At 56.7% G+C, this 11,498-nt stretch carries 11 protein-coding genes; 7 read left to right on the top strand and 4 right to left on the bottom strand.

The window, feature by feature from the left end:
* A partial coding sequence (locus ACLQ7H_RS03850) for an HRDC domain-containing protein (RefSeq protein WP_411751525.1) occupies positions 1 to 441 on the top strand: 441 nt, incomplete at its 5' end.
* Between the two features lie 12 nt (positions 442 to 453).
* Positions 454 to 1,080: a threonine export protein RhtC gene (gene rhtC / locus ACLQ7H_RS03845; protein WP_024529543.1), complete on the top strand. Its 627-nt coding sequence runs from the start codon at positions 454 to 456 to the stop codon at positions 1,078 to 1,080.
* 127 nt (positions 1,081 to 1,207) lie between these two features.
* On the opposite strand, the gene rhtB is transcribed toward rhtC, so the two are convergent.
* Positions 1,208 to 1,828 carry a homoserine/homoserine lactone efflux protein gene (gene rhtB, locus ACLQ7H_RS03840; RefSeq protein WP_411751524.1) on the bottom strand — a complete coding sequence of 207 codons (621 nt, stop codon included), beginning with the start codon at positions 1,826 to 1,828 and terminating at the stop codon, positions 1,208 to 1,210.
* Positions 1,829 to 1,944: 116 nt separating this feature from the next.
* Between rhtB and pldB the strand changes: the two genes are divergently transcribed.
* Positions 1,945 to 2,982 carry a lysophospholipase L2 gene (gene pldB, locus ACLQ7H_RS03835; RefSeq protein ID WP_411751523.1) on the top strand — a complete coding sequence of 346 codons (1,038 nt, stop codon included), beginning with the start codon at positions 1,945 to 1,947 and terminating at the stop codon, positions 2,980 to 2,982.
* Between the two features lie 11 nt (positions 2,983 to 2,993).
* Positions 2,994 to 3,794: a sugar/pyridoxal phosphate phosphatase YigL gene (gene yigL, locus ACLQ7H_RS03830; RefSeq protein ID WP_411751522.1), complete on the top strand. Its 801-nt coding sequence runs from the start codon at positions 2,994 to 2,996 to the stop codon at positions 3,792 to 3,794.
* Positions 3,795 to 3,834: 40 nt separating this feature from the next.
* On the opposite strand, the gene glpQ is transcribed toward yigL, so the two are convergent.
* The gene (gene glpQ, locus ACLQ7H_RS03825; RefSeq protein ID WP_411751521.1) at positions 3,835 to 4,914 is read right to left on the bottom strand and encodes a glycerophosphodiester phosphodiesterase; all 1,080 of its coding nucleotides are present in this window, start codon (positions 4,912 to 4,914) and stop codon (positions 3,835 to 3,837) included.
* A 116-nt stretch (positions 4,915 to 5,030) separates the two neighbouring features.
* Positions 5,031 to 6,383: a glycerol-3-phosphate transporter gene (glpT, locus tag ACLQ7H_RS03820; protein WP_411751520.1), complete on the bottom strand. Its 1,353-nt coding sequence runs from the start codon at positions 6,381 to 6,383 to the stop codon at positions 5,031 to 5,033.
* A 361-nt stretch (positions 6,384 to 6,744) separates the two neighbouring features.
* On the opposite strand from glpT, the gene glpA reads away from it, so the two are divergent.
* From glpA to glpC, 3 genes are read left to right on the top strand one after another with little or no spacing between them, the layout of a single operon-like run.
* The gene (gene glpA, locus ACLQ7H_RS03815; protein ID WP_411751519.1) at positions 6,745 to 8,394 is read left to right on the top strand and encodes an anaerobic glycerol-3-phosphate dehydrogenase subunit A; all 1,650 of its coding nucleotides are present in this window, start codon (positions 6,745 to 6,747) and stop codon (positions 8,392 to 8,394) included.
* Positions 8,384 to 9,655 carry a glycerol-3-phosphate dehydrogenase subunit GlpB gene (gene glpB / locus ACLQ7H_RS03810; protein ID WP_411751527.1) on the top strand — a complete coding sequence of 424 codons (1,272 nt, stop codon included), beginning with the start codon at positions 8,384 to 8,386 and terminating at the stop codon, positions 9,653 to 9,655. The genes glpA and glpB overlap by 11 nt, the downstream gene beginning before the upstream one ends.
* The gene (glpC, locus tag ACLQ7H_RS03805; RefSeq protein WP_411751518.1) at positions 9,652 to 10,851 is read left to right on the top strand and encodes an anaerobic glycerol-3-phosphate dehydrogenase subunit GlpC; all 1,200 of its coding nucleotides are present in this window, start codon (positions 9,652 to 9,654) and stop codon (positions 10,849 to 10,851) included. The genes glpB and glpC overlap by 4 nt, the downstream gene beginning before the upstream one ends.
* Positions 10,852 to 10,886: 35 nt before the next feature.
* On the opposite strand, the gene ACLQ7H_RS03800 is transcribed toward glpC, so the two are convergent.
* Complete coding sequence (locus tag ACLQ7H_RS03800) at positions 10,887 to 11,453, bottom strand: DcrB family lipoprotein (protein ID WP_411751526.1); 567 nt, start codon at positions 11,451 to 11,453, stop codon at positions 10,887 to 10,889.
* Positions 11,454 to 11,498: the final 45 nt, after the last annotated feature.

Genomic DNA, 11,498 nt, shown 5'->3' with positions numbered 1-11,498 from the left:
ACCACCGAACACTGGACCAGCGTGCTGCGCCAACTGATCCATCTGGGCTTTATCACCCAGAACATTGCGATGCATTCGGCGCTGCAACTGACCGAAGCCGCGCGCCCGGTGCTGCGTGGCGAAGTGGTGCTACAACTGGCGGTGCCGCGTATTCAAAGCTTCAAGGTACGCAGCAGCGCCAACCAGAAATCCTACGGCGGCAATTACGATCGCAAGCTGTTTGCCAAACTGCGCAAGCTGCGTAAATCGATCGCCGACGAAGAGAACATCCCCCCGTACGTGGTGTTCAACGATGCAACGCTGCTGGAGATGGCCGAGCAGATGCCGATCAGGGCCAGCGAGTTGTTGAGCGTCAACGGCGTGGGGCAGCGTAAGCTGGAACGTTTTGGTGCGCCATTTATGGCGATGATCCGCGCTCACCTCGACGGTGACGACGAATAAGGATAATCACTCATGCTGATGTTGTTTTTAACGGTGGCGATGGTGCATTTGATTGCGCTGATGAGCCCAGGGCCGGACTTCTTTTTTGTCTCGCAAACCGCAGCCAGCCGTTCCCGTCGCGAAGCGATGATGGGCGTGGTGGGGATCTCCCTTGGCGTAATGGTCTGGGCCGGTGTGGCGCTGCTGGGGTTGAACCTGATCCTGCAGAAGATGGCCTGGCTGCACCAGATCATCATGGTGGGCGGTGGCCTGTATCTGTGCTGGATGGGCTGGCAACTGCTGCGTTCCGCCCGTAGCCAGAATGCGCAAACTGCTCCGGCAGAAGAGGTGAAGGTGGCATTACCCAAGCCGGGCCGCAGCTTTATCCGTGGCTTGCTCACCAACCTTTCCAACCCGAAAGCGGTCATTTACTTTGGTAGCGTGTTCTCGCTGTTTGTCGGTGAGGATGTGGGGGCCGGAGCGCGTTGGGGATTGTTCGCTCTAATCACCGGTGAAACCTTTATCTGGTTCACCCTGGTGGCGATCATCTTCGCGTTACCCGCCATGCGCCGGGGCTATCAGCGGATGGCGAAATGGATCGATGGCTTAGCCGGGGTGTTGTTCACCGGTTTTGGTCTGCACCTGATTTTTACCCGCTAGGCTATTTCACTTGCCATTTTGAACCCGGGCAGTGCTCGGACTCCTCACGTACTTCAACGTACGCTGCGGGTCCTGTGCGCTGGCCGTGTCCAAACTGCCTGCGACAATAACGCCTGGAATCACATTCTCATGCCTTTCTTGCCGTTGCCAGTAATCCCGCCACCAGAATAAACAGCGAGCCAAATATCCGGTTCAGCAGTTGCATTTGGCGCGGGGTCTTTAACCAACCGGCAATGCGCGTGGCCAGCGTGGCATAGCCAATCATCACCAGGATATCGATTACCACCGTGGTGACGCCGAGAATGAAATATTGTTCGGCCTGTGGCTGGTTGGGCATGATGAACTGAGGGAACAGGGCTGCCAGGAACACGATGCTCTTGGGGTTGGTCAGATTCACCAGCACGGCGCGGCGAAACAGGCGGCGGCGTGGCATGGTGCCTGCCAGAGTGTGCAGATCCAACGCGCCTGCGGCGCGCCATTGCTGGATACCCAGCCACACCAGATAACCCGCACCAAACCATTTCAGCAATTCAAAGGCCAGCAGCGATTGGGAAACCACCGCGCCGAGGCCAATGCCCACCAGCACGATATGGATGCTCAGGCCGACCTGCAGGCCCGCGATCGACGCCGCCGCTCCGCGATAACCGTGGCTGATGCCGGTGCTCATGGTGTTGATAGCACCGGAACCGGGGGAAAGGCTGAGGATAAGGGTTGTCAGCAGATAAGTTAACCACCAGTCTAAGGTCATCGCAATGCTCCCTGAATACACCAATTTGTCACCAATTTGTGCCACAATACGCTAGTATGATTTCCCGTGCCAGAGATCACATTTACCTCTCTGAACATCCCGTTAAAAGGTAGGCCATGTCGTCAATCACCCTCGATCCCGCTGAATGGTTAAACCGTGAAAAGCAGTTCTCTGCCTTCGCGACCGGGCCTCTGCTGGATTTTTGGCGGCGACGTGAGGAAGGGGAGTTCACCGGCGTGGGGGACGTGCCGATCCGCTTTGTGCGCTTTGCTTCCCCTCTGCACCAACGGGTGGTAGTGATCAGCCCTGGGCGCATCGAAAGCTATATCAAGTACCCGGAAGTGGCGTACGATCTGTTCCACAGCGGCTATGACGTGATGATCATCGATCATCGTGGTCAGGGGCTGTCCGGGCGGATGCTGGCAGATACGCACCGGGGGCATGTGGTAAACTTTGCCGACTACGTGGACGATTTTGCCCAGTTTTACCATCAGCAGGTGAAACCCTTGGGTTACCGGCAGCACGTCGCGCTGGCACACTCGATGGGGGGCGCGATACTGGCGCAGTTTTTGGCACGTGAGCCACAGGCGTTTGCCGCCGTAGCACTCTGCGCGCCGATGTTGGGCATTTATCTGCCGATGCCGGGCTGGATGGCCAACGGGATTTTGAACTGGACGGAAAAGCGCCCAGGGCTGCGTGACTATTACGCGGTTGGTACCGGGCATTGGCGGCCCTTGCCCTTTGTGGTCAATACGCTGACCCACAGCCGCGAGCGTTATCGCCGCAACCTGCGTTATTACGCCGATCATCCCGAGCTGCGGGTCGGTGGGCCAACCTATCACTGGGTCAAGGAAAGTATTCAGGCCGGGCAGCAGATCATTGCCCAGGCTGCTAACATCACTACGCCGATTTTATTATTGCAGGCCGGTGAGGATCGGGTGGTCGACAACCGTTCCCAGCGCGCTTTTTGTCAGGCACTGTCAGACGCGGGGCACCCTTGTGAAGGGGGAAAACCGTGGGTTATCAAAGGCGCTCGCCATGAGATCCTGTTCGAACGGGACGCGATGCGCGCCGAGGCACTGAACGCAATCCTGCGTTTCTTTGCTCAGCACTTAGGTGGTACTGCTGCCGCCGAAAATTCCACTAGAGGTTAGAACATATCGCTATGTATCACGTCGTTGCTTCCGATTTAGATGGCACTCTGCTGTCCCCTGAGCACACCCTGACACCGTACGCCAAAGAAACGCTGCAGCTGCTGACGCAGCAGGGCGTGCACTTTGTTTTCGCTACCGGCCGCCACCATGTCGACGTTTCCCAGATCCGCGATAATCTCGGCATCAGTGCTTTTATGATCACCTCCAACGGTGCGCGGGTACATAACACCGCCGGTGAGCTGATCTTCAGCCACAACCTGGATGAGGATATCGCCCGCGATCTGTACAACATGATGCACGACAACCAGGATATCCTGACCAACGTCTACCGCAACGACGACTGGTTCATGAACCGTGAAAGCCCGGAGCAGGAAGAGTTTTTCCAGGAATCCATCTTCAAATATGAGCTGTTTGAGCCAGGCTTGCTGGAAACCGATGGCGTGTGCAAGGTGTATTTCACCTGCGACGAACATGAAAAACTGCTGCCGTTGGAAGATGCCATCAACGCGCGCTGGGGCGATCGAGTCAACGTCAGCTTCTCGTTCCCAACCTGCCTGGAAGTGATGGCTGGAGGCGTCTCGAAAGGCCATGCGTTGGAAGAAGTAGCCAAGATCATCGGCTATTCGCTCAAAGAGTGCATCGCCTTTGGCGACGGTATGAACGATCTGGAAATGCTGTCGATGGCGGGGAAAGGCTGCATCATGCAGGATGCCCAGCAGCGTCTGAAAGACAAGTTGCCGGAACTGGAAGTGATTGGCTCCAACGTTGATGACGCCGTGCCTCACTACCTGCGTAAAATGTACTCGATTTAAGTGATCGGGGCGCAGTCTTCACCGGCTGCGCCCTTTCTGGTTACTTATGTTGCCCCTGCTTTTGCAGGAACTGTACGCCCTTGTCCGGGAAGTCGGTAAACACGCCGTCAACACCCGCCTGATTGTAAATCGCGTCGAACAACTGGTTCACGTCGGTGACGTATTTCGGCAGTTTATCGGCACGAATGGTGTAAGGGTGCACCGCCATATTGCTGGCATGAGCGTCCTTGACCATCTCGGTCAACACGATCTGGTTCGGCTTGGACTGCTCTTCGACGATCAGCATGTGATAGTCAGGCCCGATGCCGTCGGCATACTGGGCAATCTTTTTCATCGCGCCCGGTTTGAACATCCAGTCGTAGTCATAGTTGACCCACTTGCCGTCGGCCTTCTGCTCGTAGGTTTCGTTCCAGTCGGTGTAGGCAATCAGTTGCACCAGCTTCAGATCCATCCCCATCTTGGGTTCCAACTGATCCTTGATGCGTTTCAGCTCGTTGGCATCAAAACACTGCAGGTAGACGTTGTCGCTCTTGCTGGTGTAGCCGTATTGCTTGAGGACTTCCAGCACCTTGGTGGAGATGTCTTTTCCTTCCTGCTGATGGAACCAGGGAGCCTTGATTTCCGGGTAGAGGCCGATGTTCTTGCCGGTTGAATGGTTGAGGCCCTGCACGAACTCGATCTCTTCCTGGAAGGTGTGGACGCGGAAGTCGGATTTGCCCATCGGGAAGCGGCCTGGGTAGCTTTGCACCTGCTTGCCGTCTTTGATATCAAAGCCTTCGGTGAACTTCAGCGATTTGATCTCAGGCAACGTAAAGTCGATGGCGTAGTAGCGGCCATCTTTACGCGCCCGGTCCGGGAAGCGTTCGGCGACATCGGTGACGCGATCCAGATAGTGGTCGTGCAACACTACCAGCTCGTTGTCTTTGGTCATCACCAGGTCTTGTTCAAGGAAGTCGGCACCCTGCGCGTAAGCCATCGCCTTGGCCGGTAACGTATGTTCCGGCAGATAGCCGCTGGCACCGCGGTGAGCGATAACCACTTTATCCGCAGCCTGGGCGGCACTGAGCATTGAAGTGGCAAGAATGATCCCTGTGAGCAGGGCTTTGGTTTGAGTCCGCATTCTGTGGTGCTCCATGTTGTAGAGGTAAGAAAAAGGCCGCAGCGCGGCCTTAAGATGATTGACGAACCTCAGCGGCTCGCCATGTAGGGGCGCAGCATGCTGCGCCCGCTTAGCTTTTAGCCGCGTTTGGCCGCGATTTCTGCGTGGTGTTTCTTCTCGCTGAACATGGTCAGGATTAGCAGGATCACCGCACCGATGCTGCCGCCGATCATCACCATAAAGCCGCCGTCCCAACCGAAGTAGTCAACGGTATAGCCGACGATGGCGCTGGCTGCGACCGAGCCGCCCAAGTAACCGAACAGACCGGTAAAGCCTGCGGCGGTACCTGCCGCTTTCTTCGGTGCCAGTTCCAGCGCGTGCAGGCCGATCAGCATGACTGGGCCATAGATCAGGAAGCCGATGGTGATCATACAGGCCATATCGATGCCAGGGTTACCCACCGGGTTCAGCCAGTAAACGATGGTGGCGATGGTTACCAGAACCATGAAGAACACCCCGGTAGCACCACGGTTGCCTTTAAACACCTTGTCCGACATCCAGCCGCACAGCAGGGTGCCTGGGATGCCGGCGTATTCGTACAGGAAATAGGCCCAGGAGGACTTATCCAGCGCGAAGTGTTTTACTTCTTTCAGGTAGGTTGGTGACCAGTCCAGGATGCCGTAGCGCAGCAGATACACAAACACGTTGGCGATCGCGATGTACCACAGCAGTTTGTTTGGCAGCACGTACTGCATGAAGATCTGCTTGGCTGTCAGCTCTTCTTCTGCTTCTTCGGTGTAATCATCCGGGTAGTCGTTTTTGTACTCTTCAATCGGTGGCAGACCAACAGATTGCGGGGTGTCACGCATCAAGGCGAAGGCGATCAGGGCTACCAGGATCGCACCAAAGGCAGGCATATACAGCGCCGCATGCCAGTCATTAAACCAGGCCATCCCCAGCAGGAACAGCAGTGGAGGCAGTCCGCCGCCAACGTTGTGCGCACAGTTCCATACCGAAACGACACCGCCACGCTCTTTCTGTGACCACCAATGCACCATGGTACGGCCACAAGGCGGCCAACCCATACCCTGGAACCAGCCGCACAGGAACAGCAGCACGAACATCACCGCAATACTGGAGGTTGCCCAAGGCACAAAACCCATAAACAGCATCACCAATGCGGCCATGATCAGGCCTGCGGGTAGGAACACGCGCGGGTTGGAACGGTCAGAAACCGAACCCATGATGAACTTGGAGAAACCATAAGCGATGGAGATCCCCGACAGGGCAAAGCCCAGGTCACCACGGCTGAAGCCCTGATCGATCAGATATGGCATCGCCAGGGTGAAGTTTTTACGCACCAGATAGTAGGCGGCGTAACCGAAAAAGATCCCCATAAAAATCTGCCAGCGCAGCTTACGGTAGAGCGGGTCTACCTTGTCGACTGGCACACGAGAAATGTGTGCAGCTGGCTTAAAAATACTCAACATGAGCGCCTCCGATGGCTTTATCTGTTTATTGCCTCAACAGGAAACGGCTGTCCTGAAGATGAGCTTGCGGATACCTGAAGTGTTGTTAAATGTTCCATAACGAGCGTAATGCTAGAGAAAACCCCCCGGTGTCACTGTGATGGATGGCTCATTTGTTACACTTTTATGAAACTGAGGCGGATTTTGAGTGATTGGTTAACATTTTGGAATGGCTAAATAGCACAAATACGTGACATTGGTCACATTCATGGCTTTTTATGGCCATATTATTTTCGTTTTCTGTTCGTTATTGTTCCTTATCAAACAAAGACCCTGCTGACTGTGGCTAAATAAACCCATAATTACAGGCTCAGGGGGCGAGATGAGCAACAACTCACCAATCACCGAAACGGACGTGATCATCATTGGCGGCGGAGCTACCGGCGCGGGGATTGCTCGTGACTGTGCGCGACGCGGTCTGCGCTGCGTTTTACTGGAAAGACATGATATAGCGACCGGTGCTACTGGCCGCAACCACGGGTTGTTGCACAGTGGGGCGCGCTATTCGGTCACCGATGGCGAATCGGCTCGCGAATGCATTGAAGAAAACCGCATCCTCAAGCGTATTGCCCACCACTGCATCGAACGCACCGACGGCCTGTTTATTACCTTGCCGCAGGACTCGTTGGCCTTTCAGCAGCAGTTTATTACCGCCTGTCGCAGCGCGGGGATTGAGGCCGAAGCCATTGACCCTGCGTTGGCATTACGCCTGGAGCCTGCGGCTAACCCCGCCCTGATCGGCGCGGTGCGAGTGCCGGATGGCACCGTCGATCCTTTCCGCTTAACGGCGGCCAACATGCTTGATGCGCGTGAACATGGCGCACAGATCCTCACCTATCATCAGGTTACCGGTTTGTTGCGTACCGGCGATTGCGTGACGGGCGTGCGCGTTTTTGATCACAAGGCTGCACAGCAGTACGATATTCATGCTCAGGTGGTGGTCAACGCCGCCGGGATCTGGGGCCAGCAAATTGCCGAGTATGCCGATCTGCGCATCCGCATGTTCCCTGCCAAAGGGGCATTGCTGATCTTGGGCCATCGCATCAATAACATGGTGATTAACCGCTGCCGCAAACCGGCGGATGCCGACATTCTGGTGCCTGGCGACACCATTTCGCTGATTGGCACCACCTCCACCCACATCGATTACGACCAGATCGACAACATGGTGGTGACGCCACAGGAAGTGGATATCTTAATCCGTGAAGGCACGTTGTTGTCCCCGAAACTGGCACAAACGCGCATTCTGCGTACCTATGCGGGCGTGCGGCCACTGGTCGCCAGCGACGACGATCCTTCCGGGCGCAACGTCAGCCGCGGCATCGTACTGCTCGACCATGCGGCGCGCGATGGGTTGGAGGGCTTTATCACCATTACCGGCGGCAAGTTGATGACTTACCGGCTGATGGCTGAATGGACTACCGACCTGGTCTGCGCCAAGCTGGGCATCGACAGCCCTTGTACCACGGCGGAAGTGGCGTTGCCCGGCTCCCGTCAGAGTGCCGAAGAAACGGTGCGCAGCGTGGTTTCACTGCCTGCCAGCATCCGGGGTTCGGCGGTGTATCGTCATGGCGATCGCGCCAGCCTGGTCCCTTCCGGAAATCGGCTAGACAACAGCTTGGTCTGTGAGTGTGAAGCCGTGACTGCCGGTGAGGTGCGCTATGCGGTGGATTCTCTTACCGTCAATAATCTGGTCGATCTGCGCCGCCGTACCCGCGTTGGGATGGGAACCTGCCAGGGCGAACTGTGTGCCTGCCGTGCCGCAGGTTTGTTGACGCGGTTTAATGTGGTAACGCCGCAGCAATCCATTGCCCAACTGTCCCATTTCCTCAATGAACGCTGGAAAGGCGTGCGGCCTATCGCCTGGGGCGATGCCCTGCGGGAGAGCGAATTCACCAGTTGGGTATATCAAGGGTTATGCGGGTTAGATGCGCAAGGTGACGCTAAGCAGGAGGCGGATGATGCAATTTGATGCGGTGGTGATTGGTGGTGGCCTGGCCGGGTTGAGCTGCGCTATCCGTTTAGCCGAGCATGGCAAACGTTGCGCAGTGGTCAGTTCTGGCCAAAGTGCGCTCTATTTTTCTTCCGGCTCGCTCGATCTGCTGGCCCATCTGCCCGATGGTACGCCGGTGGAATCACCTCTGTCAGCTTTGCCCGAACTGGCGCTGCAGGCTCCACAGCATCCGTATAGCCTGATGGGGGCCACACAGGTGGCCGCGCTGGCTACGCAAGCCGAGCAACTGTTACAGCGTTGCGGGTGGCAGATGCAGGGTGATAGCAGCCAAAACCATCTGCGCGTGACCCCGCTTGGGACGCGCCGTGCCACCTGGCTCAGCCCCCAGGCGATCCCTGTTTCTCCCTTGGACGGCAAGCTGCCGTGGCAGAATATCGCCGTACTGGGGATTGAGGGTTTTCTGGATTTCCAACCGCAGATGGCGGCCAGCTCATTGATTCAGGAGCAGGGCCTGAAGACAGAAGTGGCATTCTTACATTTGCCCGTGTTGGATCGCTTGCGTAATAATCCCAGCGAGTTCCGCGCGGTGAATATCGCCCGCGTACTGGATCTGCCAGAACATCTGGCGCTGATGGCGGAGGAGATCACGCGCCAGGCAGGCGAGGCCGAGGCCATCCTGCTGCCAGCCTGCCTGGGGCTAGAGGATGATGAACCGTTGATGACGTTGCGCCGCTTGGTCGGTAAGCCCGTTTATCTGTTACCCACGCTGCCGCCTTCCGTGCTCGGCATGCGGCTGCATCAGGCCTTGCGCCAGCGCTTGCAGCAACTGGGTGGGGTATTTATGCCGGGGGATAGCGTGTTGCGTGCCAGCTTCGACGGGCAGCGCGTCACCGGTCTGTATACCCGCAATCACACCGATATTCCGCTGCGGGCGCAGCAGGTGATACTGGCCAGCGGCAGTTTCTTCAGTAACGGCCTGGTGGCCGCTTTTGACGGCATTCGTGAACCGGTATTTGGCCTCGACGTGTATAGCAAAACCGAACGCGCCGACTGGAGCAATGCCGATCTGTTTGCCCCGCAACCGTACCTGCAATTTGGGGTTCAGACCGATACCGCACTGCGGGCGTTAAAACAGGGGGAGGTGATGACCAATCTGTATGCTATCGGTGCCGTGGTTGGCGGTTACGATCCGTTGCAGCAGGGCTGTGGTGCCGGGGTTTCGCTGCTCGGTGCGCTGCACGTAGCCCAACAGATCCTGGCCCAGGAGGTTTCAGCATGAGCCTGTTACCAGACAACAGCTTCGAGAGCTGCATCAAATGCACCGTCTGCACCACCTATTGTCCGGTCGCCAAGGCTAACCCGCTCTATCCAGGGCCAAAACAGGCCGGGCCGGATGGGGAACGCCTGCGGCTGAAAGATCCGGCGCTCTATGATGAAGCGTTGAAGTATTGTACCAACTGCAAGCGCTGCGAAGTGGCTTGCCCTTCCGACGTTAAAATCGGCGATATTATCCAACGCGCCCGGGCTAATTTCAGCCAAAGCAAACCGACGCTGCGCGATGCCATCCTCAGCCACACTGACATCATGGGCACGCTCTCGACGCCGTTTGCGCCTATCGTTAACGCGACTACCGGCCTGAAGCCGGTGCGCAAGCTGTTGGATAAGGCGCTGAAGATCGACCATCGGCGTGAGCTGCCGAAATACTCGTTTGGCACCTTCCGCCGTTGGTACCGCCAGCAGGCGGAACAGCAGCAGCGCTATGCCGAGCAGGTGGCATTTTTCCACGGTTGCTTTGTCAACTACAACCATCCGCAGCTTGGCAAAGACCTGATCAAAGTGTTTAACGCTATGGATATCGGCGTGCAGCTGCTCAAACGTGAAAAATGCTGCGGCGTACCGCTGATCGCCAACGGTTTTATTGCGCAGGCGAAGAAACAGGCCAAAGTGAATGCGGAATCACTGCATGATGCGGTCCTGACCAAAGGCATACCGGTGGTGGCGACTTCGTCGAGCTGCACCTTCACCCTGCGTGATGAGTATCCGCATTTGCTGGACGTGGACACCTCGGCGGTGCGTGAACGAGTAGAGCTAGCAACGCGTTATCTCTATCGTCTGATCAGCCAAGGGCGTTCTTTGCCGCTTAAACAGACGCCGCTGCGGGTGGCTTACCACACGCCGTGTCATATGGAGAAAATGGGTTGGACGGCCTATACGCTGGAGTTGTTGCGGCAAATCCCTGGGCTGGAACTGGTGGTGCTGGATTCGCAGTGCTGCGGTATCGCCGGGACTTACGGCTTCAAGTCGGAAAACTATGAAACCTCGCAAGGCATTGGTGCCTCGCTATTTCGCCAGATTGAAGCGAGCGGGGTGGATATGGTAATCACCGACTGTGAAACCTGCAAATGGCAGATCGAGATGTCCACCAGCAAGCGCTGTGAACATCCGATCACCCTGTTAGCACAGGCATTGGCGTAACCGATTAAACGGGCCAGCATGCTGGCCCAGTGCGATTACTGTTTGATCTTCACAGTATTGAAGACGCCAGCCGCTACGCTTTGAGACTGCTGCTGGTTATCTGCTGGCAGCGTGATTTGCAGGGTCAGTTGCTTACCGTCTGGCAACATAGCGAGCAGCACGCCAGAGTAGGCTTTTTGGCCAGCCACGGTGATCACGGTATCCAGTTGGCGCATTGGCGTGCCGTTAATTTCAACCGCTTTATTGGTAATGACCTGCAGGTTGGCATCGCGGGAGTGTTGCTGCTCTTCCATCCGCTTGGCCAGGGTGTCCAGATCGCCCGCTGCCTTGTCAGCAACGATCACGATCACCGCACGCTGGTTGGTGCTGTCGGCATAGATGTGCACGTTAGTTGGCTGGTTGGTCAGCTTATCGCTCTGATCGGCTAAACCGTTTGGCAGGGTAAAGGTCAGCTTGCCATCCGATAAACTCACCTGTTGCCCGGTTGGGACACTGGCTGCTGCGCTGCCTGCTGGCGCACTGCTGTCTTTGGTGGCGCTATCACAGGCCGCCAGGCCAAGCACTAACAGGCCGATACCCATCAATTTTGTTACTTTACGCATCTGGTGTTCCTTATTCCTTTGCAGATAGAGTTGGTTGACCGTATG

Source organism: Serratia sp. (in: enterobacteria) (assembly GCF_046715635.1).
Taxonomy (GTDB): Bacteria; Pseudomonadota; Gammaproteobacteria; order Enterobacterales; family Enterobacteriaceae; genus Chania.
Note: the sequence above shows the minus strand (reverse complement) of the source record. Positions and strands in the feature narration are given on the sequence as shown.

Coding starts and splice junctions, on each gene's coding strand:
- rhtC (WP_024529543.1), top strand. CDS start 454: ATGCTGATGTTGTTTTTAACGGTGGCGATGGTGCATTTGATTGCGCTG.
- rhtB (WP_411751524.1), bottom strand. CDS start 1,828: ATGACCTTAGACTGGTGGTTAACTTATCTGCTGACAACCCTTATCCTC.
- pldB (WP_411751523.1), top strand. CDS start 1,945: ATGTCGTCAATCACCCTCGATCCCGCTGAATGGTTAAACCGTGAAAAG.
- yigL (WP_411751522.1), top strand. CDS start 2,994: ATGTATCACGTCGTTGCTTCCGATTTAGATGGCACTCTGCTGTCCCCT.
- glpQ (WP_411751521.1), bottom strand. CDS start 4,914: ATGCGGACTCAAACCAAAGCCCTGCTCACAGGGATCATTCTTGCCACT.
- glpT (WP_411751520.1), bottom strand. CDS start 6,383: ATGTTGAGTATTTTTAAGCCAGCTGCACACATTTCTCGTGTGCCAGTC.
- glpA (WP_411751519.1), top strand. CDS start 6,745: ATGAGCAACAACTCACCAATCACCGAAACGGACGTGATCATCATTGGC.
- glpB (WP_411751527.1), top strand. CDS start 8,384: ATGCAATTTGATGCGGTGGTGATTGGTGGTGGCCTGGCCGGGTTGAGC.
- glpC (WP_411751518.1), top strand. CDS start 9,652: ATGAGCCTGTTACCAGACAACAGCTTCGAGAGCTGCATCAAATGCACC.
- ACLQ7H_RS03800 (WP_411751526.1), bottom strand. CDS start 11,453: ATGCGTAAAGTAACAAAATTGATGGGTATCGGCCTGTTAGTGCTTGGC.